This is a genomic window from Micromonospora sp. NPDC049903, from assembly GCF_044460945.1.
Classification (GTDB): Bacteria; Actinomycetota; Actinomycetes; order Mycobacteriales; family Micromonosporaceae; genus Micromonospora.
Genome location: NZ_JBITKL010000029.1, coordinates 42,665 through 64,600, shown reverse-complemented (window position 1 = coordinate 64,600; position 21,936 = coordinate 42,665). Strand labels below are relative to the sequence as shown.

General features: G+C 70.8%; 16 protein-coding genes. 4 read left to right on the top strand and 12 right to left on the bottom strand.

Translation table 11 applies throughout. From position 1 onward, the window contains the following. Window positions 1-76: 76 nt before the first annotated feature. Genes ACIBO1_RS28375 through ACIBO1_RS28360 form a run of 4 tightly spaced genes read right to left on the bottom strand, consistent with a single transcriptional unit; the run spans window position 77 to window position 5,004 of the window. Window positions 77-949, bottom strand: coding sequence for a tetratricopeptide repeat protein (locus tag ACIBO1_RS28375; RefSeq protein ID WP_396751713.1), 873 nt, complete (start codon window positions 947-949; stop codon window positions 77-79). Beyond that, a complete protein-coding gene (locus ACIBO1_RS28370) occupies window positions 946-3,210 on the bottom strand; it encodes a CHAT domain-containing protein (RefSeq protein WP_396751712.1) in 2,265 nt (754 codons plus the stop codon). Before ACIBO1_RS28370 ends, ACIBO1_RS28375 begins: the two co-directional genes overlap by 4 nt. Before the next feature lie 15 nt (window positions 3,211-3,225). Then, window positions 3,226-3,558: a hypothetical protein gene (locus ACIBO1_RS28365; protein ID WP_396751711.1), complete on the bottom strand. Its 333-nt coding sequence runs from the start codon at window positions 3,556-3,558 to the stop codon at window positions 3,226-3,228. Next, window positions 3,559-5,004, bottom strand: a complete 1,446-nt coding sequence (locus tag ACIBO1_RS28360) for a tetratricopeptide repeat protein (RefSeq protein ID WP_396751710.1) — start codon at window positions 5,002-5,004, stop codon at window positions 3,559-3,561. Between the two features lie 1,012 nt (window positions 5,005-6,016). Here ACIBO1_RS28360 and ACIBO1_RS28355 point away from each other — a divergent pair. Next, window positions 6,017-7,819 (top strand): recombinase family protein, encoded by a 1,803-nt coding sequence (locus tag ACIBO1_RS28355; RefSeq protein WP_396751709.1) that lies wholly within the window; start codon window positions 6,017-6,019, stop codon window positions 7,817-7,819. 13 nt (window positions 7,820-7,832) lie between these two features. On the opposite strand, the gene ACIBO1_RS28350 is transcribed toward ACIBO1_RS28355, so the two are convergent. Further along, window positions 7,833-9,020 carry a beta-1,3-glucanase family protein gene (locus tag ACIBO1_RS28350; protein WP_396751708.1) on the bottom strand — a complete coding sequence of 396 codons (1,188 nt, stop codon included), beginning with the start codon at window positions 9,018-9,020 and terminating at the stop codon, window positions 7,833-7,835. 306 nt (window positions 9,021-9,326) lie between these two features. On the opposite strand from ACIBO1_RS28350, the gene ACIBO1_RS28345 reads away from it, so the two are divergent. Further along, the gene (locus tag ACIBO1_RS28345; RefSeq protein ID WP_396751706.1) at window positions 9,327-10,292 is read left to right on the top strand and encodes a DMT family transporter; all 966 of its coding nucleotides are present in this window, start codon (window positions 9,327-9,329) and stop codon (window positions 10,290-10,292) included. Window positions 10,293-10,365: 73 nt separating this feature from the next. Here the strand turns inward: ACIBO1_RS28345 and ACIBO1_RS28340 are convergent, their stop codons facing one another. The 3 genes from ACIBO1_RS28340 to ACIBO1_RS28330 all read right to left on the bottom strand — a co-directional run bounded on the left by ACIBO1_RS28340 (window position 10,366) and on the right by ACIBO1_RS28330 (window position 16,703). Continuing rightward, window positions 10,366-11,412 carry a zinc-dependent alcohol dehydrogenase family protein gene (locus ACIBO1_RS28340; protein ID WP_396751704.1) on the bottom strand — a complete coding sequence of 349 codons (1,047 nt, stop codon included), beginning with the start codon at window positions 11,410-11,412 and terminating at the stop codon, window positions 10,366-10,368. Between the two features lie 88 nt (window positions 11,413-11,500). Next, window positions 11,501-13,135: a bifunctional 3-(3-hydroxy-phenyl)propionate/3-hydroxycinnamic acid hydroxylase gene (locus ACIBO1_RS28335; protein ID WP_396751702.1), complete on the bottom strand. Its 1,635-nt coding sequence runs from the start codon at window positions 13,133-13,135 to the stop codon at window positions 11,501-11,503. 403 nt (window positions 13,136-13,538) lie between these two features. After that, window positions 13,539-16,703 carry a BTAD domain-containing putative transcriptional regulator gene (locus tag ACIBO1_RS28330; RefSeq protein ID WP_396751700.1) on the bottom strand — a complete coding sequence of 1,055 codons (3,165 nt, stop codon included), beginning with the start codon at window positions 16,701-16,703 and terminating at the stop codon, window positions 13,539-13,541. Between the two features lie 116 nt (window positions 16,704-16,819). Between ACIBO1_RS28330 and ACIBO1_RS28325 the strand changes: the two genes are divergently transcribed. Both ACIBO1_RS28325 and ACIBO1_RS28320 read left to right on the top strand, forming a co-directional pair. Next, complete coding sequence (locus ACIBO1_RS28325) at window positions 16,820-17,329, top strand: hypothetical protein (protein ID WP_396751698.1); 510 nt, start codon at window positions 16,820-16,822, stop codon at window positions 17,327-17,329. Between the two features lie 19 nt (window positions 17,330-17,348). Further along, the gene (locus tag ACIBO1_RS28320) at window positions 17,349-17,825 is read left to right on the top strand and encodes an SRPBCC family protein (protein ID WP_396751697.1); all 477 of its coding nucleotides are present in this window, start codon (window positions 17,349-17,351) and stop codon (window positions 17,823-17,825) included. A gap of 34 nt (window positions 17,826-17,859) precedes the next feature. Here the strand turns inward: ACIBO1_RS28320 and ACIBO1_RS28315 are convergent, their stop codons facing one another. From ACIBO1_RS28315 to ACIBO1_RS28300, 4 genes are read right to left on the bottom strand one after another with little or no spacing between them, the layout of a single operon-like run. Continuing rightward, on the bottom strand, window positions 17,860-18,729 hold the full coding sequence (locus ACIBO1_RS28315) for an STM4011 family radical SAM protein (RefSeq protein WP_396751694.1): 870 nt from the start codon (window positions 18,727-18,729) through the stop codon (window positions 17,860-17,862). Then, window positions 18,726-20,051, bottom strand: coding sequence for an STM4012 family radical SAM protein (locus ACIBO1_RS28310; RefSeq protein ID WP_396751692.1), 1,326 nt, complete (start codon window positions 20,049-20,051; stop codon window positions 18,726-18,728). The genes ACIBO1_RS28315 and ACIBO1_RS28310 overlap by 4 nt, the downstream gene beginning before the upstream one ends. Then, window positions 20,048-20,851 carry an STM4013/SEN3800 family hydrolase gene (locus ACIBO1_RS28305; RefSeq protein ID WP_396751689.1) on the bottom strand — a complete coding sequence of 268 codons (804 nt, stop codon included), beginning with the start codon at window positions 20,849-20,851 and terminating at the stop codon, window positions 20,048-20,050. The genes ACIBO1_RS28310 and ACIBO1_RS28305 overlap by 4 nt, the downstream gene beginning before the upstream one ends. After that, window positions 20,839-21,936, bottom strand: a complete 1,098-nt coding sequence (locus tag ACIBO1_RS28300; protein WP_396751687.1) for an STM4014 family protein — start codon at window positions 21,934-21,936, stop codon at window positions 20,839-20,841. The genes ACIBO1_RS28305 and ACIBO1_RS28300 overlap by 13 nt, the downstream gene beginning before the upstream one ends.

The window sequence follows — 21,936 nt, the reverse complement described above, 5'->3', positions numbered from 1 at the left end:
TCCCGGTTGACCCCCATCGAGTACGAGACAATCATGATCCCACCGGCCAGTCAGGCCGCGTGACTGAAACTGTCACCTATCGGTGCAGCAGACCCGGCAGGGCCTGCTCGAAGTAGGTGAGGGCCTGCTGCCAGTCACCGAGCCCGTTGTACACGAGACCGATGTTGTTAAGGATGGCCGCTTCGCCGACGCGGTCGCCGACCTCCTGGCTAACGGGCAGGGCCTGCTCGAAGTAGGTGAGGGCCTGCTGCCAGTCACCGAGCCCGTTGTACACGAGACCGATGTTGCTGAGGGTGGTGGCTTCGCCGGCGCGGTCACCACCATCCTTCCGGATCGGCAGGGCCTGGCGGTAGTAAGTCAGGGCCTGCTGCCGGTCCCCAAGCCCGTCGTACACAAGACCGATGTGGCTGAGGATGGCCGCTTCGCCGGTGCGGTCGCCGACCTCCTGGCTAACGGGCAGGGCCTGCTCGAAGTAGGTGAGGGCCTGCTGCCAGTCACCGAACCCGTTGTACACGCTGCCGATGTTGCTGAGGATGGTGGCTTCGCCGGCGCGGTCACCACCATCCTTCCGGATCGGCAGGGCCTGGCGGTAGTAAGTCAGGGCCTGTTGCCGGTCCCCAAGCCCGTCGTACGCGAGACCGATGTTGCTGAGGGTGGCGGCTTCGTTGCTGCGGTCTCCGGCCTCGCGGTACAGGTGCAGGGCCTGTTCGTAGCTGGCCAAGGCTTGCCGGGGTTGCCCCGTGGAAAACTGTGCCCACCCCAGGTCATAGAAAGCGCCGGCGTCCGGGCCGAGGGTCAGGGTCGCGTTCGCGAGCGCCGCGACGTCTGCGAACCGGGACGTGCGTAGCCACACCTGAGCCGCCCGATGCCCGATGTGTCGGGCGATCGTCGCCTCTCTCCCGGCCACTGCCAGCCGGTGTACCTCGATCATCTGGGTGGGTGTGGTCATGGTGTGGGTTCGGGTGTGGTGGGGTCGGTGATCCAGAGTTTGTAGAGGGAGCGTGCGGCGGCGGCGCAGGCTTGGGTGTATTCGTCGTCGGTGAGTCGGGGGCGGATGAGGGGGCGCAGGATGTTGGAGACGTAGTAGCGGGGTTGGCGGGTGTCGGGGTCGGTGCCTTCTTCCATGAGGCCGAGTTGCACAGCGCGGGTGATGTGGTCGGTGGCGTCGGGGTGGTCGTGGACGGCGTGGACGGTGTCGGCGGGTACGGGTAGTTCGATGACGTTGACTTTGGCGAGCATTTTCTGCAGCTCAGGAGTCTGAGAGTCGAGAAGATTCTTCGCGAGGATGGTCTCCCGGCGGAATCGGTCGGCTTCTTCCTCGATGGCGGTGATGAGGCCGTCGATGTCGAGGTGGGGGGCGGCGACGATCAGGTCAAGCCAGTCGAGCAGGCGGGGGTTACCGGCTGCGGCGGTGACGGCGCGTTCGCGGATGTCAGGGTCGATCAGGGAGCCAGGGCGTAGGCGGGGCAGGTTCGCGAGTTTCTTCGCCTGCTCGATGTCGGTGAGGGATTCGAGGGATTCGACGACCATCGTGGTGGTGGCGGGTGCGGGGAAGCGGTAGCGGCTGGTGATGATGACGCGGCTTGGACTGCCGGTGTCGCGGATCGCTTTCAGCAAGGCCGGGAGGATGTCGGCCATCTCCGGGGAGAGCACGTGCCCGCCGTCGCGCTCGTGGAGGTTGCCGTCCTCGAAGTCGTCGAACACGAACAGGCACGGCGTCTGCCCGAGTGGTCCGTCGACGTGCAGCAGGCGCCGTAGCCGGACAGCGAGGGGCGCCTGGTCGGTGTCGAGCAGCTTGGTCGCTTCGATCTGCTGCTCCAGGCTGGGGAAGTCGACCTTGGTGGTGAATTCCCGGAACTTGGTCAGGTCGACGCGGCCGTACCAGACGGCACGCTGGTGGGTGGGCATGCGTTCGAGGAGCCGGGAGGCGAGGCTGCTCTTGCCGAGGCCGCCCATGCCGTGCAGGACCAGAGCCTCGGCCGCACCTTCGCCGTGGGGTTGTTTAAGGGTACGCAGGCAGCGCTGGATGACGCGCCGCCGTCCGACGAAGGCGGCGCGGGAGGCGACCCGGGACAGTCGGCTCTGCGGGTCCAGGAACTCCTGGTCGGCGGCCCGGATCTGGATCCGGGCCCGCCCTTTGGTGCGCAGGGCCGTGACCATCGGGGCGAGCGGGGATCTGTCGGCGTAGACGCGTGCCAGGTGCCAGTTGCCGCTCTTCTGCGTGTATAAGTGCTGGCGGGCCTCGACGACGGCCCGGTCCAGGGCCTGCCCGTCCGCCAGTGACCGGTACAGCGCGGCGGCGAACTCCGTCGCGGACACGTCACCGACCGGCAGCGCCCACCCCAACACCGCAGGCGCGCCGGCCCGGACCAGACTCTCGCTCATCGAGGGGAACACGCCGGCGTCGGGGGAGTTCCCGGTCAGGCAGCCGGAGACGAAGACCAGACGAGGCCAGTGCCCGGCCATGGCCTGGGCGATCTGGTCAGCGGTGGCGTAGGCGAGCCCACCGAACTCGTTCTCCACCAGGAAGACGGGATGACCATCCGCAGTGATGGCGGCGTGGCCACTCAGATGCAGCACGTCGAAGTACCCCGCGCCGTGATCGCGGCAGAGGAAACGAAGCCCGTCCAGGCTTCCGCTCTCCTCCACGACCAACTCGGCACCGGTACGCGAGGTGGCAGCCAGAATCGCCGCCTCCTCCGCCTCGTAACCGAGCACGGGCTCCACGCCCTCAGGAGACGTGGCCATGAACAACACCCGCAAAGGCCGGTTCGCAGCCTCAACCGACGCCCCGAGAGCCGCGTTGGTGCCGACAGCCCGCACCGGCAACAGCGGCGCCGGACTGGAAACCGCCAGATACGCCCCGTCCACAGCAAGCAACTCCCACGGCAGATGCCGCAACCGCCCCTCCGCCGTGATCCGCAACGTGACGCCGGGAGGACGGTCCAGAACCGGAGTCAGCCACCGCTCATCACCGTCGAAGAAGACAGCCAACCTCGTGCCGAGATCATGAAGCGCTGCCGCACCGAACACCCTCTGCGCCACCGCATGCTGACTGTAATCGCGCTCCACCAAGCCAATCAGATGATCGATCGCCACCCTGTCCACACCACGGATCTTCGGCGCACCCCCACCTGCCGACAGACGCAACTCCGAGTAGTCCGAAGTCTGCTCGAAGATCTCCAACTCGTAGCTGTTCGTCTCGCCCATGCTGGTGTCCCGCTCTCAGCCGTGCCGCGACTCGACTTGCTGGAGAACAATCTCCAGTTGCCCTCTGCTGACGGTGGACACCTCGACCCGCGTGCCGTCGCCGAGCAGGACTGTGACAGCAACGCCTTCCGCACGGCGGGAATACCACCAATCCCAGATCGTCTTCGCCACGCCGACCCCCGCGAACGCTAGCCCGATGGCAGCTATCACCACCTCAGCGGAACGCTGCACCTCCACGGGTGACACCGCATCACCAGTCCCGCCGCTTGCGGCAAGCGCCGCACGCAGCTCCGTCGCCCACCGCCCGGCATCCGGTCCCGAGACCTCAAGTACGGCAGTTCTCACCATCTATCCTTCCCTCGCACGCTTGAGATCAATGAGGAACGCCCGCATCTGGTCCAGCGCCGGATGGCTCGTCTCCTCGGCCAGAACCACTGCTCGCCGCTGGCACCCGATGGCATCCTCCACCTGTGCCATCCGCCAAAGCACAGCTGCCATGTTGAACTCAGCCGTGGCCTCCGAGCCGCGGTCGCCAGTGACGCGGAAGACCTCAAGAACCTCACCCAGGGCTTCCTTCGCCCCAGCCAGATCGTCTTGCTGGAATCGGATAGCGCCGATGTTGTTGAGAGTGGTGGCTTCGCCGACGCGGTCGCCGACCTCCCGCCGAATGGGTAGGGCCTGCTCGAAGTAGGTGAGCGCCTGCTGCCGTTCTCCGAGCCCGTCGTGCACGTGGCCGATGTTGGTCAGGGTGGTGGCTTCGCCGACGCGGTCGCCGACTTCCCGCTGGATGGGTAGGGCCTGCTCGAAGTAGGTGAGGGCCTGCTGCCGTTCTCCGAGCCCGTCGTGCACGTGGCCGATGTTGTTGAGGGTGGTGGCTTCGCCGACGCGGTTGCCGACTTCCCGCTGGATGGGTAGGGCCTGCTGGAAGTAGGTGAGGGCCTGTCGTCGGTCCCCGAGCCCGTTGTACGTGAGGCCGATGTTGTTGAGGGTGGCGGCTTCGCCGGCACGGTTGCCGACTTCCCGCTGAATGGGTAGGGCCTGCTCGAAGTAGGTGAGGGCCTGTCGTCGGTCCCCGAGCCCGTTGTACACGCCACCGATGTTGGTCAGGGTGGTGGCTTCGCCGACGCGGTCGCCGATCACCCGCTGGATGGGTAGGGCCTGCTGGAAGTAGGTGAGGGCCTGTTGCCGGTCCCCGAGCCCGTCGTGCACGAGGCCGATGTTGTTGAGGGTGGTGGCTTCGCCGACGCGCTCGCCGACTTCCCGCTGGATGAGTAGGGCCTGCTGGAAGTAGGTGAGGGCCTGCTGGAGGTTCCCGAGCCCGTCGTGCACGAGGCCGATGTTGCTGAGGGTGGCGGCTTCGCCGACGCGGTCGCCGACTTCCCGCTGGATGAGTAGGGCCTGCTCGAAGTAGGTGAGGGCCTGCTGTCGGTCCCCGAGCCCGTCGTACACGCCGCCAATGTTGTTGAGCGTGGCTGCTTCGCCGCCGCGGTTGCCGACCTCGCGGTATAGGCGCAGGGCTTGTTCGTAGCTGGCCAGGGCTTGCCGGGGTTGCCCCGTGGAAAATTGTGCCCATCCCAAGTCATAGAGAGCGCCGGCGTCCGGGCCGAGGGTCAGGGTCGCGTTCGCGAGAGCTGCGACATCCGCGAACCGGGACCTGCGCAGCCATGCCTGAGCCACCCGTCTACCGACGTGCCGGGCGATCACCGCCTCCCGGCCCGCTACCGCCAGCCGATGCAGTTCCGTCCACCGAACGACCGTGCTAGCCGGCCAACCACGAACCAAAGAATCCTCCATGACCGCCAGCACGATACGGCCGACCTTGGTCCCTCAGACCGAACCGACCAAAATCTGACAGCAGAGAGCAAGACCGCTGGATCGTCTGACACTTGCCCATCGACGGCTACGCGGGTTCGGTAGCAGCCCGGCGTCATCCTGAATTAAGGCTGAGTTCCGGAAGATAAAAAGCGGCCAGAAAGCGAACCAATCCGGCTATGCGGCCAGGGGAACTCCTCGCCTGCCCGGATGTGGGCATTGCTTCGAAGCGGCAGGTGCAAGCCGAGCAAGCGGCCCAGGGTCAAAGTTCTACATTTAATTCCCGTCGAGTTCGCTCGACGGGAATTGAAAATTTGGGAGGTGCATCATGTTTCAGGTCGCGATCGTGAAGATGGATGCTATTGCGCTATGGGTCGACATGCCTCGCGAGAACCGATTCGCCTATGGCTGACCGGAATTCGAACGCCGACTCCAGCCACCGAGATTCAAAAAGGTTCGAGGCTGAGCAGACCCGCCCGTCGACCCGACCCGTGACCCCTACTTCCAGGGACCACAGCGTCTGTGATGCGGCTATCGGGCGACCCGACCCGGGCGGCGGGCCGCAAGAATCCGCTGGCCACGGATCAACTGAGCGGATCCCAAAACGGGGCGACGCAGCCCACAATCCACACGACCGAAAACCCCGCGCAGGCTATTATGCAAATCGGGCACCCACGCCGCCGGCCAAAACAGAAATCGACGCCGAAAACTCGCGCGGCAAAATTGCGATTCATCCCAAAGGCCCACCCGCCATGGTGGTCACCGTGGAAATCGAGTATGTGACCGGGTCTCAGGCTGAGGAGTTGGCGCGACAGCAGTGGATCGTCATCAGGGAGGTATTGCAATGGATAGCCGACCACCCCGCACCGAGTTAGGGACACCCGCCCACGGGGCGGGCCGGATGACGCGGTCGGCCCTCGGGCCGGGTGGTCCCGGCCCAGCCTCTCCGTGGAGTGTGATCTCCCGGATCTCCACCATGGGAGACCGAGTCCCCGTGGCGGGACTGATCCGGGTGTCCACGGCTGACCTTCAAGACCCGGTCGGCTCGGCGATCCGGCAGATGAACAACAGCCTCGCCGCCCTGCCCGCCGGGTGGGAGATCGTGCTTTGGTTCGTCGACATCGAGTCCGGGCGGATGGAGTTCGACGAACGCGGCGCAGGGACCGCGCACCTGAGCTTCGACCTGCCCGTCGAACGCGCAGGCGGGCTCGCGGACCTGCTGGCGGAGGCGAAGCGGACCGACTGCAGCTTCGCCGCCGTCATCTGCGAAAACGCTGAACGGATGGCCCGCTACGTCTACTTCAACACCCGCATCGAGTACGAACTCGCCCGCCACGGCATCGAACTATTCGCCTCCGACGAACCCATCGACCTCGACGGCAAGAAAGCCGCCAAAGTCCTGCTACGCCGGATCAAGCAAGCCGTAGGCGAGTGGACCGCGATCAACACCTTCGAACAAGCCTGGGACGGACTCAAGACCCACACCGCCTCCGGCTACAACATCGGCCGCGCTCCCTACGGCTACCGCAATCAGCCCCACAAGATCGGCGAACGAACGAAGTCCACCCTCATCGTGGACCCCACCCGTGGGCCGGTCGTCACCCAAATCTTTCGGTGGAGGGTCGAGGGCGAGTTGACCTACGGGGAGATCGCCGCCCGGCTCAACGCCAACCTGGACCGGTACCCGCCGCCCGAGCCTCTGCGAAAGGACACCGCCGTGGGGCTCTGGGTATGGGAGTCGGTCCGCAACGTGATCAACAACCCGAAGTACACCGGCCACATGGTGTGGAACCGCACCACCACCCGCACCGGCGTCACCGTGCGGCGAAAGAGAAGCCACCGCCGCAACCCAATCGACCAGTGGGTCTGGTCACCGACCGAGACCCACACACCCCTGGTCTCCCTGGCAGACTTCCAAGCCGCCGCAGCAATGAGCGACCGGCAGCGCGGACATCGCCCCGGCCACGACGCCAACACCCACCCCGCGACCAAGAACACCTACGTGCTGCGCGGCTACCTCCGCCACGAACAATGCCACCGACGCATGCACGGCACTCTACGCGGCGAGAACATCTACTACCGCTGCGCCGGCCCCCGAAACACCCGAGGGCAGAAACTCATGGCACAGCACCCCGGAGCCCTCCACATCCGCGAGGACATCATCCTGCCCGCCATCACCCACATCATCGCCGAACGCGTCTTCGGACCCCACCGCCGCGAACACCTCGCCGCCCAAGAGAAAGCCGCACCCCGCCACCTCGCCGAAGCACACGCCGAATCCGTCGCCGCCGCCACCCGCACCCTCAACGACATCGTCAGCCGACAAGACAGCCTCAGCATCGAACTGGAAGAAGCGGCCGTCGACAACAAGGCGTGGCGGGCGAAACTACGCGAACGGTTCAACACACTCGAAAACCGCCGCACCGACGCCGAAGCCCGACTCGCCGACCTATCGGCTACTCAAACCGTGCCCACCGCTGGGGACGCCACCCTGCTCGACGCCATGCCCTACTTCGAAACCTCCCTTACCAGCCTGCCCGAGCGCCTACTGCGCCAACTCTTCGACATCCTCAAACTCGATGTACGCATTCACAACGCACAGCGAGCCCACATCAAGATCACCATCACGGGAGACGCGCCTCAAGCCACCGTTGATGCGACCCAAGCCGCAACCCATCCACAATCCTATATAGGCGATGTAAAGGATCTAAACCATCCGCAAACGGATGGGTTGGACGCCGTTGATCGTGACCATGTACGGCTAGCCACCCCGGCGACAACAAATCCACCCACCTGAGGGTCGGTCGGGATCAGAACGGACTGAGCACCAGGCCGGCGGCGCGCGGGTCGCCGTCGTGCACGAGCGACTCGAAGGCGCCGACGTCGTCGAAGGCGAAGGCGTACGCCTTACCGTCGCGCATGTTGGCGTGGATGATCCGGGCGTACTGGTTGGTCGGGTTGCTGCGGTAGAACTCGGCGGCGTTGGTGCTGGGCTGGGTGTGGATGGTGCCGAGGGTGCCCCGGTTCAGCGCGGCGCAGAGGGTGCGGGAGATCGGCCCGACCACCTGGTCGTTGGGGGCGGGCAGGTCGCCGTCGCAGCCCCAGACGCTCGCCGACGAGGGGCGGTTGAACGAGGCGACGACCTGTCCGGCGCTGTTGGTGAAGGTCATCACCCGGCCCGAGGTGCGCCCGAAGTAGCGGACGTCGGGCCGGTCGCCGAAGGGCACCACGGTCAGCGTGCGGCTGGTGTACGCGTTCCACGCCGAGGCGATGTAGGAGTCCAGGTAGGTGCTGCTGAACAGGCCCGCTCCGGCGGCCTTGCCCGGTGCCAGCACTCGCAGCACGGTGCCGTCGGCGCGGGTGTACACGGTGTTCGCCCAGCCGGACTGGGACCGTACGCCGTTGATGATCGCGGTGCGGCCGTTGGCGACGACGTCGCCGGTCCGCTTGGTGACGCCGTTGGCGCCGGTCACGGTGACCGCGTGCGGCACCGCGAACATGTCCACCTGGGAGCTGTTGAGCCAGAGCCCGGCGTCGTTGTAGGTGAACTCGCTCCAGTCGAACAGGATGTCGCGGTTGGCGTCGCCGGCCGCCCACGGGGCGGGCTGCACCAGGCCGGTCGGGGTGAGGAAGAACTTGAGCTTCTCGCCGAAGGAGAAGTAGACGCGACCGGAGAAGCCGCGCGGGAAGCGGACGGTGGCGCTGGCACCGTTGGTCGGTCCGGGGATCGAGGCGTCGGGCGCGGGTGACGGCGGGATCTGTCCGCCGGACCAGGGGATGAACGTGCCGGCCTGGTTGACGTAGCCGAGGCGGCCGGAGGAGAGCTGTACGCCGATGACGTACACGTGGACGGCTCCGGAGCGGCCGGTGTTATTGGTGACGGTGACGGGCAGCAACGCGGGGCCGACGGCCTGGGCGGGCGCGGCGGCGACGAGCGCGGTCGGGACGGCGGTGATCAGGGCGGCGGCGACCGCCAGCAGTCTTCTTCGGACAATCACGGGTACTCCTCCGTTCGGTGGTGACACGGGGTGAGAGAGCGCTCTCTCAGACTGTGACTGTTAAGGATGTTTGTCAATAGATGTGTGGCGATGTCGTGAGGTTCGGAGTCGGTTCCTCACCCCTGGTAGCGGCCCACCGCATGATCGCGCCGGTGTCCGGCCCGGCCGGTACGCTGCCCCGGTGATGTTCTCCGTCGTCTCGCCGCCACCCACCCGGTAACGGCGCTTCCGCCGACCCGGCTCTGACCTATTTCGAGCCCGGGTGCGTCTCGTGCTGCCCGGGCGGCGACGACAACGGAGAATTGTGTGCACACCAACGTGCCCCCGTCAGTGGGGCGGGGAATCCTTTACATCATCATCGCGGCGGTCGCCTGGGGCACCGGTGGCGCGGTCGCCGCGATCCTCTATGCAATGAGTGGGCTCGGACCCGTCGCGGTGTCCTTCTGGCGGTTCGTCGGCGGTGTCCTGCTGCTGGCTGTCGGACACCTGGTGCTCCGCCACCGGCGCCCGGCCCGGTCCACTCCGGTCGACGGACAGTCGGTCGGCGCGCCGCAGCACGGCCCCCGGTGGCCTGCGATCGTGACCACCGGTGTGGGGTTGGCGGTCTACCAGACGGCCTACTTCGCCGCCGTGGCGTACGCCGGGCTGGCCATCGCCACCGTCGTCACCCTCGGGTCCGGACCGGTGTTGATCGCCATCGGTGCCCGCCTGTGGACGGGAGAGCGGCTGGGCCGTGCCGGCGCGGCCACCGTGGCGATGGCGCTGGTCGGGCTGATCCTGCTGGTGGGCGGCGAAAGCGCGGGCAGGGCGCCGGCACTCGGCCTGGCATGCGCGCTGCTCTCCGCAACCGGGTACGCCTGCGTCACCCTGCTCAACCGGAAGCGGGGCCGAGACGGCACCGGCGGTGACCCCGGCACCACGGCGCTGGGCGGCTTCGTCGTGGGGATGCTCGTCCTGCTGCCGCTGGCCCTGCTCGAAGGGATCCTGCCCACCTCGGGCGACGTCGGCCGGACACTGGGCCTGCTGGCCTACCTCGGCGCGGTGCCCACCGCTTTGGCGTACGGGCTGTTCTTCGCCGGCCTGGCGTCGGTCCGGGCGACCACGGCGTCGGTCCTGGCGCTGGTCGAGCCGGTCACCGCAGCCGTCATCGCGGTGCTGCTCCTGGACGAACGGCTCACCCCGGTCGCCGTCCTGGGGTCGTCGGTGCTGCTCGGCGCCGTGGTCGTACTGGCGCTCGCGGAACGGCGGGCCGCACCCACACCCGCGAGGTGAACTCGGGGCCGCCCTCGTTCCGACGGGGGCGGCCATCGGGTCCGCTGCCCGAGTTCCCGGCCCGGCCAGCTCGTCACGGGCGGATGAGACACATCCCGCCACCGGTCGGACCGTCCATGGTGGCCAGCGCGTGCGGCACGTCGGCGAGCCCGATGGTGCGGGTGACCAGCGCGGCCGGCCGCAGCACCCCGGCGGTGACGAGCCGGAGCAACTCCGGATAGGCGTGCGCCGGCATGCCGTGGCTGCCGCGCAGCTCCAACTCGTAGGCGATCACGAGATCCATCGGCACGACCGGGTGTCCCTGGGCGGCGGGCAGAAGCCCGACCTGCACGTGTCGTCCCCGGCGGCGCAGGCTTCGGACGGAGGCGGTGCAGGTGGCGTGACTGCCCAGCGCGTCGAGAGACAGGTGGGCCCCGCCGCCGGTCGCCTCCCGGACCGCCTCGGCCACCGCGTCCGGCCCGTCCAGGGTGCGCCCGTCCAGACAGACCGCCGCGCCGAGGCTCCGGGCGAGGTCGAGCGCACCGGGCGCGACGTCGACGGCCACCACCCGGGCCCCGCACGCCAGCGCGATCATCACCGCCGACAACCCCACCCCGCCGCAGCCGTGTACGGCCACCCACTCGCCGGCCGCGACCCGTCCCTGCGTGACCACGGCCCGGAACGCGGTGGCGAACCGGCAACCGAGCGCGGCGGCGGCCGGATGGTCCAGCTCGTCGGGGAGCCGGACCAGGTTGACGTCGGCGTCGCGGACGGCCACCTGTTCGGCGAACGAGCCCCAGTGCGTGAAACCGGGCTGGCTCTGCCGTTCGCAGACCTGCTGGTCGCCCGCCTGGCACGACGGGCACCGACCGCAGGCGCAGACGAAGGGCGCGGTGACCCGGTCACCCGCTCGCCAGCCCCGCACGCCGGTACCGACGGCGGTGACGACACCGGCGAACTCGTGCCCGGGTACGTGCGGCACGACGATGTCCGGATCGTGTCCCTGCCAGCCGTGCCAGTCGCTGCGGCACAACCCGGTCGCCTCGACCCGGACGATCGCGCCACCGGGCGGCGGCGTCGGGTCCGGCACGTCGCGGACCTGCGGCGGGACACCGAACTCGTCGAAGATCACGGCACGCATGGCCGCATCCTGGCACGTCACCGGTCCGCCACGGAACCCCGGCCGGCAGGACCGGGCCCGGACCGGGCGAGCCGGTGACGTGACACGGCTAGCCGGTGGGTTGGCGGGAGGCGGTCGCGCCGAGGTCGGCCGCGAGCGTGCGGGCCACCTGGCCGATGCCGCCGGCCTGCGCGGTGGCGAAGACGAACCGGTCCGGCCGCAGCAGAACAGCGTCCGCCCGGTGCCGCCGTAGCCAGGCGTCGACGGTCCCGTCCAGGTCGACGACGTGGACCTGGGCGGCATCGCTAGCCGGCAGGCGCGCCGGGTCGGTGCCGGCCGGATGCGTCACGACGGACCGTACCGGCCCCGGCAGCCCGGGCAGTTCCGCCGGGAGGCCACGCCCGACCAGTGCGAAGCCGTCGCCGAGCAGATCGTCGAGCAGGCGGGGCGTCGGATCGCCGCCGACAGCCACCCGGGGCTGCGGGAACATCGCCCCGACGGCACCGTCGCGCTGGCCACCGGCGAAAAGCCCCCGCTCGTAGGCGGGCAGCGGCTTGAACTCGAAGTGCCGCACGAATCGGCGTACCCGGGGCACGGTCTGCACCGCCCGCAGCACGCTGTCGCGGACCCACGCGGCCCGCCGACTACGGGCCAGGAACACCCGACCCAGACGGACGCTCGTCTCCGCCATCGCCGCCGTGTGCGGCCGACGTTCCGTCTCGTACGTGTCGAGCAGCGCCGGGGCGGCCCCGCCGGACAGCACCAGCGCCAGTTTCCAGGTCAGGTTCGCCGCGTCCCGCAGTCCGCTGCACAGCCCCTGCCCGAGGAACGGCGGCATCTGGTGGGCGGCGTCGCCCAGCAGGAACACCCGTCCCTCCCGCCACCTGACGGCGATGAGGTGGTGGAACGTGTAGACCACGGCGCGGGTGACGGTGAAACGGTCCGGGTCGACATACGGCGACACCAGCTCGGCGATCTTCGCCGGTTCCCGCATGTCGGCCTCGGTCTCGCCCGGTTGGAGCATGAACTCCGCCCGATAGCTGCCCCGCGACCCGGGGGAGACGAACGCGGGCCGCCGCCAGTCACAGACGAAGGTGGTGTGCGGCGTGCGGATCCCGTCCGGAATCACGTCACCGGAGACCGCCAGCCACGGCTCGGCGTAACTCGCCCCCGCCAGCGGGATCCGCACCGCTGCGCGGGTGGTGCTCCGCGCACCGTCGCAGCCCAGCACGAACCGGGCCCGGACCGGGTACGACCGGTCGGCCACCACGTCCCGCACCACCAGATCCGCGCCGTCCTCGTCCTGCCGCAGGTCGACCAGTTCCGTGCCCAGCCGCAGCGTCACGTGCGCGAACCGTTCCAGCCCGGTACGCAGAGCCTGCTCCAGCAACGGCTGGTCGAAGAAGTTCAGCGGGGCGTGCCCGAACCCGAAGTCGACCTCGTCGAAGGCGATGGTGGCGAAACGCCGGCCGGCGGCGTTGACGTAGTCGGCGCGTACCGGTTGGTGCAGGTCGCCGACGATCCGGTCCAGCAGCCCGGCCTGCTGATAGATGCGCAGCGCCTCGTCGTCACAGGAGAACGCGCGCGGCTGCCCGTGCGGTTCCGTGCTCCGCTCCACGACGAGCGTGCGGACGCCCCGCATGCCGAGCAGGTTCGCGGCCAGCGCACCGACCGGACCACACCCGACGATGACGACGTCGACCTCCTGGACCTCGCCGGGCGACGACGACTGGGCCGGGTTCATCTCGTTCCTCCACCATCTGGCCGCCCGGGGTGGCCGGGCGGGGACTGTTGACTGGTTCAGCACAGCGGGCGGGTGTGGAGGTTTCGTAGATTTCCGGTTGGGGTTCTGGTTTCTCGTGGGTGGGGCTCCCGGCAGGCCCGACCCGCGTGTGGTGGGTTTCGGCGGGTCCGAGCCGCTTGCGGTGGGGTTTCCGGCAGGCCCGACCCGCTCCGGGCGGTCAGGCTTGATCCCTGCGCGGGTCGGGCCTGCCGGAAACCTGACGTGGCCGGTCTGGTGCTGACGGCTCGGCCCTGGTGGGTGCTGGCGTAAGGGCTCGGCCTGCCGGAAATCTGGTGTGGTTGGTCTGGGTTGGGGGCTGGGCATCCCGAGAATCTGGTGTGGTTGGTCTTGGTGGGGTGGGTGGTCAGGGGTGGGGGTGGGTGGGGAAGCGAGAGCGGAGGAGGATGTTGCCTTGGGCGGCGGCCAGGCGGGCGCCGGTGGCGAGGGCGGTGGGGTCGCGGCGGGCGATGCCGCGGATGCGGTGCAGTTCGGGCGCGAGGACCGACTCGCCGAGGCGGTCCGCGACCGACAGTCCCTCGTCGGCCAGCTCCGCCGCCGTCGACGGATCACCCGCCGCCAGGTACGCCTCGGCCATCGCGCTGTATGTGACGGTGCGGGTGGCCCGCAGCCCGGGGCGGTAGATGCCCTCCATTGCGGCCCGCATCGCCGGGAGCCGGTCGTGCTCGCCGCCCCGCGCGGCCGCCCACTCCAGGAAGAAGCCACCCGTGGTCACGAAGTGCGGCATGCCGTTGGCGGCACCGATCTCGCGGCACCGGTGCGCCGCCGCGCGTACCGCCGCCACGTCGCGTTCCTGCATCCCCATCCAGGCCGCGAAGAGTGCCGCGTTCGCCCGGCCGTACGGGTCGGCGAGCCGCTCGGCCAGCCGCTCCGCCTCGGCGATGTCCCGCCGGGCGTCCTCGGTCGCACCGCGCAGCGACCGGACCAGGGCCCGGAAGTTGTACGCGGCCAACACCGGCAGCCGACCGACCTGGCGGCCCAGCAGATCCGGGTCGACCGTGCGCAGCCGATCGACGGCGGCGGTGAGCCGCTGGTCGGCCTCGACCAGCGCGCCGGTGAAGTAGCCGACCACACCTCGCAAGTATTCGCCGGCCGCCGCGATCAGCCCGGTGCCGTCGTCGGCCCGGACCAGCCGCTCGGCCAACTCCCCGCAACCGGCGTAGTCGGCCTGGTTGGCGGCCAGCTCGCCGAGCGCCCACAGCGCGGGCCGTACGTCGGTCTCCGCGCCGACGAGCGCCAGCAGCTCCCGGGCCCGGGCGCAGACCTCGTCGACGGCGTCGGCTCCGACGCCGACCGTCATCTGCAACAGGGCGGCCCGGTGCAACTGGACGGCGAGTTCGGTGGCCGCCGCCGACGGCGAGGTGCCGGCGAGCGGCGACAGTCGCCGGGCCGCCCGGTCCAGGTGGCCGAGCGCGTCCTCGTACGCGAACCGCCGCGTCGCGTCGTCGGCCGCCGCCAGTGACCAGCGCAGATGGTCCTCGCCGTGCCCGAGTCCGATCGCCTGCCCGAAGTGGTGGGCCAGCTCGGCCGGGGCCACACCGCCGACCCGCTGGTACGCCAGGGCCAGCCGGGCGTGCAGCGCGGCTCGTCGGGGCGGCGGCAACTGCGCGTACGCCACCTCGGCGAACAGCGGATGACGGAACCGCACCGCACCCGGCCCGGCCTCGGCGACCAGCTCCGCCGCGTACGCCGCCGTCAACCCCTCGGCGATGTGCGCCGCCGAGACCTCCAGCACCGTCGCCATCGTCTGCGTGTCCAGGTCGCGCCCGGCCACGCCGAGCAGCTCCAGGCAGTCGCGGGCCGCCTCGGGCAGGGCACCGAGGCGCAGCCGGACGGTGTCCCGGACGCTCGGCGGCAGGTCCGCGTCGGCCGGGTCGGTGCCGGCGCGCAGCAGTTCGGTGATGAAGAACGGGTTGCCCCCGGTCCGGGTGGCCAGGCGCGCCGCCACCTGCCGCTGCGGGGGCGTGCCGGTGCGTCGGCGGACCAGGTCGGCCACGTCGGTGTCGGTCAGCCCGGTCAGCCGCAGGTGACGGAAGCCCGCACCACGGGCCAGGTCGGCCACCGTCGCCACCAGCGCCGGGTGGTGCTCGTAGGGGCGCATCGTGGCCAGCACGAGAACCCGGGCGTCGGCCAGGGTGGTGGCGAGGAACCGCAGCAGCAGCAGCGAGTCCGGGTCGGCGGCGTGCAGGTCGTCCAGCACCACCAGCAGGCCGTCCGCACCGGCGACCGTGCGCACCAGGTCCGCCACCGCCTCGTACGCGCGGAACCGCGCCGTCGGGTCGGGTGCCGCGTCGCCGGTCGACCCGTCCGCCGGTCCGGCCGCGAAGCCGTCCAACCGGCGCGTCGATCCGGTCGTGCCCGCCTGCGGCATCGCCGCCAGCGTCCGCACCACCTGGTTCCACAGCCAGAACGGCGGCGTCTGCCCGACGTCGGGGCAACGACCCCACACCGCCGGTACGCCCCGCGTCCCGGCGAGCGCGGCGGCGAGCGTGGTCTTGCCGATCCCCGGCTCGCCCACCACGACGGCGACCCGGCCACCACCGCCGGTGACGGCCTCGGTCAGCGCTGTCATCAGCTCGGTCAGTTCGGCGTCCCGGCCGACCAGGGAATCCGAACGCGCCGCCGGAGCCCCGACCACGCTGGTCGTCCCGTGGACCGGTCCGGGCCGGTAGTCCGGAGTGGACGCGGACGGGCCGACCACCCCGGTCGGCGTGGCGTCCGGCGCGACAGCGGTGACAGCCGTGGCCGTCGGCGGCGGCACGGACTGGGCCAGGATCCGGCCGTGCAGCTCGCGCAGCTCTTCGCCCGGGTCGATGCCGTACTCGCCGGCCAGGACCCGACGGCCCTCGTCGAAGGCGGCCAGCGCCTCGGTCTGTCGCCCGGACCGGTAGAGCGCGAGCATCAACTGGGCACGGGCGGTCTCGCGGACCGGGTTCGCGGCCACGAACTGGCGCAGCTCGGCGAGTACGGCGGTGTGCCGTCCGGCCGCCACGGCAGCCGTGAACCGTCCCTCCTCGGCACCGAGGCGCGACTCGGTCAGCCGGGCGGCCTCGGGACGCACCGCACTCAGCTCGGCCGCGCCGGTCAGCGGCTCGCCCCGCCAGAGCGCCAGCGCCTCGACGTAGCCCCGTTCGGCCGAGTCGGCGTCGCCCGCCGCGAGCGCGTGTGCCGCGTACGCCGCCAGCCGCTGGAAGCGGACCGCGTCGATGTCCTCCGGCTCGACGCGCAGCTCGTACCCTCTGGGGTGGCTGCGCAGCACGCGGGCCGGCTCGCGGTGGCTGCGCTGCGGTTCGACCGCGCGGCGGAGTCCGGCCACATAGGTGCGGAGCGTCATCTCGGCGCTGACCGGCGGCCGTCCGTCCCAGAGCGCGTCGACCAGCCAGTCGGTGGCGACGAACCGGTTCGGGCGCAGCAGGAAGAGCGCGAGCAACGCCCGCTGCTTCGGCCCACCGAGCGGCACGGCGTGCCCGTCGCGGACGGCCTCCAGCGGTCCCAACACGCGGAACTGCACCTGACCACCACACTGTCCGGTCCCCACCTGGTCGGGTCGAGTATGCCAGCCGTCTGCACCTCGACCGCTGTGCGCTGCCGGCCGGAGGCCGGTGTCGGTGCTATATAACGGTGGCCGTGGATATGGCGGAGATCGAGACCGAGATGGCGGACCTGGACGCCCGCTACCGCTCGGTGGCGAACAAGCCGGTCGACGTCACCGCACTGGACCGGATGGCGGAGCTCGGCGCCGCCGTCGACGCGGAGCTGACGGCGCTGGGCGTGCAGGAGCGCGCCGAGCGGGTGCTGCGCGCCATCGTCGACAGGTACGCCGCCGACGAGACCGCCCGGGCCGAGATCCGGCGGATGTTCGACCGGTACCCGTCGTTCCGGTGGGCGGCCCATCTGCCCACCGACTGCCGGACTGCCGAGGGGTTCCGGGACGACCTCGTTCATCTCTCCGCCCGGGACCAGGGCGCCGACACCCGCGACGAGATCATGTCGTTGCGGGCCGTGTGCGACCGGGCCCGGCGAGCCGGGATCGACGTGGATCCCGTCCTGGCGGAGGTGGCCGCGATGTCCAGCGACGAGGACCGGTACGGGATGGGCTCGATGCGCGACATCCTCCTGCGCCACCGCACCCGATGAGGGCGTGGCAGGATGAGGCGTGCCCGATGATCGGAGACCGTCGATCACGTTCGAGACGAGCTGTGTCGTCGCCGCGTCGCCGGACGCGGTCTACCGCCACCTGACCGACCCGCACAGCTACATCGGCTTGTCGCCGCTGATCGTGGCGGTCTCCGACGTGCGGACCGACCGGGACGCCGACGGCCGCGCGGTCACCGACTACGTCGCCGTCGAACGGTTCCGGATGGTCGGCCCGCTGCGGTGGGACAACCACATTCGGGTGCGGATGGTGGCGACCCGCCCCGGCAGCCAGATCGTCAGCGACGTGCGGAGCCCGGGGTGGGTGTGGCTTCGCGCGGTGGTCGACCTGACGCCCGAGACCGGCGGTACGCGGATCCGGGAGTCGGTCACCGCCGGTGCCCCGCTGCTGCTGCGGCGCTTCGTGGCGGCACAGGCCCGTCAGGTCGCGGCGTACCGGGCGACCGAACTGACCCGCCGGATGGCGTCCCGGCCCTGACCGCCGGTCCACCGCCGGTCCGGGTCGCTGCTGGTCAGACCGACCCGGCCGACCTTCCTGGCCAGCCGGCCGGGATGCGTTCCAGCACCCCGCCCGCGAAGACGTCCCGCAACCCCAGCGGCTTGAGATGGACGTAGCCGATGTGACAGTCGCAGATCGCGTTGCTGCACGGCCGGGGCTCCAGCGCGGCCCGCCACGACCCGTCGTACAGGTTGCCGATCGGGGTGTCGATGAAGTGGCAGCGGCGGACCGTGCCGTCGCCGCGCACGGAGATCGCGGTCTCCCCGGCATGGCAGGGCCGGTCCAGAGACAGGTGCGGACGCACGCTGTAGCCGAAGTGCGGGTCCAGCTCCGTCCAGGTCGCCTCCTCGGCGGCGTCGTAGCGCCGACCGTCGGCGGCGTTGACCCAGAGGTAGACCTCGTCGGGCAGCAGGGACCGCAGCGCCCGCGCCTCGGCCAGGTGCTCGGGCAGCCCGACCACCCCGACCGAGTACCGGACACCCAACTCGGACAGGCGGGCGCAGCGCCGCAGGAAGCGTTCCCGGGTGACCTGCCCCGGGTGGTAGGTGGTCCAGAGCGCGGCGGCGCTCGGGTCGGCCTCGGCGAGCCAGTCCACCCGGGCCGCCAGGTTGGTCTGGATCACCACCCGCTCCACGTGCGGCAGGTGGGACAGCGACACCATCGCGTCCCGGTACCAGCGCCGGGTCAAGCCCTCGCCCCAGGGCGTGAACAGCACCGACAGGCGTACGTCGGTGGTCGCGCCCACCCAGTCGGTGAACCGCGCCAACGCCTCCCGGTCGGCGCGGAGCAGCTCCGGCGGGTCCCGGCGCTTGGCGAACGGGCAGTACGGACAGTCGTAGTTGCAGCTCGCCAGCGGGCCACGGTAGAGGATCGCCAGGTTCATCGCGGCACGTACCCGGCCATCGCGTGCTGCACCTCGGCGGAGGTCAACCAGGGGCCGACGGCGTCCGACCGGGCCAGCCCGGAGGGGGTGAGACGGAGCCCGCCGTCGGTGGCCCAGCCCCGCTCGACCAGCCGGTCGAGCTGCGGGAAGTCCTCGCCCGGCGGGCGACCGAACCGGGCCCGGTAGGCGTCCGGGTCGACCCCGTCGACGCGCAGCAGCGACTTCAGCAGCCACCGACGGCGCTGCTCGGTGCCGTCGAGGTGGTATCCGAACTCGGCGTACCGGAAGTCCTCGGCCGGTCGGGCCAGGTAGTCGTCGAGCACCGCGCGCACCTGCGAGACGCTGACCGCGTAGTCGAAGGAGTAGTGCAGCGCGGTGGTGTACGAGCGGGCACCGCAACCCAGACCGACCATGCCGTCGTCCTGGCAGCAGTAGTCGGGGCCGTCCGGGGCCGGCACGTCGGCCCGGCGGAACTGGCGCATCGACTCCTGCCGGTAGCCGGCCGCGCCGAGCGTCTCCACGGCCTGCCGGTAGAGCGCGAGGCGCTGCGCGTCCCAGTCCGCGCGGGCGTGCGTGCGCCGGCCCAGACCGGTGAGCGGCCGGACGTAGAGCGGGTAGAGGTACAACTCCTCGGGACGCCACGCCAGCGCCGCGTCGAGGCTCTCCCGCCAGGTGTCGGCCGTCTGCCCGTCGATGCCGTAGATCAGGTCGATGTTGAGCACCGGGACACGGGCGTCGCGGATCGCCGCCAACGCCGTCTCCACCTCCGTGCGCCGTTGCGGTCGACCGGCGGCGCGGGCCTCGACGTCGAGGAAGCTCTGTACCCCGATGCTGACCCGGGTGGTGCCGTACGCGGCCAGCACCGCGAGCCGGTCCGGCGTCGCGGTGGCCGGCGAGGTCTCCACCGACAGCGGTACGCCGGGCAGCCGCGCCCCGAGTGTCGTGGTGGCGATGTCGAACAGCTCGGTCAGCTCGTCGGCGGTCAGATGGGTGGGGGTGCCGCCGCCGAAGGCCGCGCGGGCGTACCCGGTCGAGCCGCCGAGCGCCTCGGCGACCTGCTCCGCCTGCCGACGAAGCTGCCGCAGGTAGGCGGTGACCTGCTCGGCGGGCGCGTTGGCCCGGGTGAACAGGTTGCAGAAGCCGCAGCGCATCTCGCAGAACGGCACGTGCAGATAGAGGAAGAGGGCGTCCCGTGCCTGGTCCCGCCACACGTCGGTCAACGACGGGCGGGGGCGCAACGCCCGGTACGAGGTCTTGTGCGGGTAGGCGTAGAGATACTGCTGGTACGGCGAGCCGTCAAGACTCGCGTCGGTGCTGGTCACCATTCTCCAGGGTGCAGGGTGAAGTGCGCGTACGGGACGGTCCACACCACGTCGTGGCCGATCCGGTGCCCGGTGTGCCCGTCCTCGCCGTACGCGGTGCCGTGGTCGGAGCAGATGATCGTGAACACCGGCCGCCCTCGGCCGGTGACCAGCGCGAACAGCCGCTCCATCCGGCCGTCCACGTACTCCAGGGCGGCGGCGTGACTGGCCAGGTCGTCCTCCTCGGCGCCGGGCAGGTGGTGCCGGTTCGGCTGGTGCAGGGCGGCCACGTTGAGGAAGGTGAACAACGGCCGGGTCGGCGGCAGATCGGCCACCACCTCCGCCAACCGGTCGAGCTGGGCGTCCACGCAGGTGGGCGACGTGACGCCGAACTCCGGCTCCCAGTGCGCCTCGCGGAACAGCCCCGGCAGGACCGCCCCGAGCGGGCTGCGTCGGTTGAAGAAGCCGACGCCGCCCAGGCACAGCGTGTGGTAGCCGACGTCGGCGAGCGCGGTCGGCAGGTCCGGCGCGTCGAACACCCATGTGTCGGCGCCGGAGGTCTCGCTGCCCGGGAAGGCCGCCGCGTACAGCCGTTCGTGTCGACCCGGGGGCACCGGCGTGGGCAGGAACCCGGCGAAGAAGGCGTGGTGCGCGGCGTAGGTGAAACTGGCCGGGGAGTGCCGGCGTTCCCACCGGCCGCCCGGCAACGCCCGCGTCAGGTGCGGCGTCCGGCCTGCCGCCGCCAGCTCGGACGCCACGTCGTAGCGCAGCGTGTCGAGGGTGACCAGCAGCAGGTCGTGGTCACCGATCAGGCTCCGCATCCGACCACCTCCGGCGACGCGGCCGGGCCCGCCCGACCGGGACGCCACCCGCCGTCGGTCAGGGCGTGCACCTGGGCGGCGTAGCTGTCCCGGCCGTCGGCCAGCACCCCGGGCAGCAGGTCACCGAACGCGTTGACCTCGGCCACCGCGTGCCGCCGCCAGCCCAGCAGGAACATCAGGTCCACCCCGACGTGCAGCGAGTCGGGGAAACAGGCGGCGGCCCGCTCGCACGTCTCCATCGCCGCCGACCACTGCCGGGCCCCGGCGGCCCGTCGCACCTCGTCGAGATCGCCACGCGCGTTGCCCAGGTGCAGGTTGGTCAGCGGCCCCCGCGCCGCCCGAACCACCACGTGGTCGGGCCGGCCGGCGATCACCAGCACCCGCAGGTCGACCACCCGGTCACCGATCCCGGCCTTGGGCAGCCACTGCTCCACGTGCAGACCTTCCGGGCCGAGCCGGTCCACGATGGCCGCGATCTGCGTCTCGTCGGTGTAGCGGCGTAACCGCAGCGAGTTGAACAGCGCCTCGGGGGTCTGCTCGATGGTGGTGAGCGCCTGCACCCGGCCGGCGCCGACCGCCAACGCGATGATCCCGGCGGCCGAGGAGCCGTGCGCCGGCTTGACGAACACCCGGCACCAACCGGCCTGCGCCATCGCCGACCGCAGCTCGGCGTAGCCACCGACCTGCGGCAGCGCGTCCGGCACCGGCACCCCCGCCGCCGCCAGCCGCGCGTGGCAGCGCCGCTTGTCGCAGAGCACCGCGACGTCCTCCGGCGGGTTGAGCAGGGTCGCGCCGCCGGCGGACACCCGGGCCATGCCGTCCACCAGACCGGCGTACGCGTCGGCGAGGCCGACCAGTTCGCCGTGCCGCGCGACGGTGGGCGACCGGCGCAGCAACTGGTCGACCCGGGCGTCCTCCCCGGGCGAGTCCACCCGCACCAGCGTGCCGGCCGAGGGCGGTGCGGCCCCGGTCAGCACCTCGACCCAGGGCAGCATCACGGGCCGGGGCAGACCGGCGGCCAGCACCGCGTCGGTGAACATCGACACCCGACGGTTGCCGGGATTGCCGACCACGGTCAACCGCAT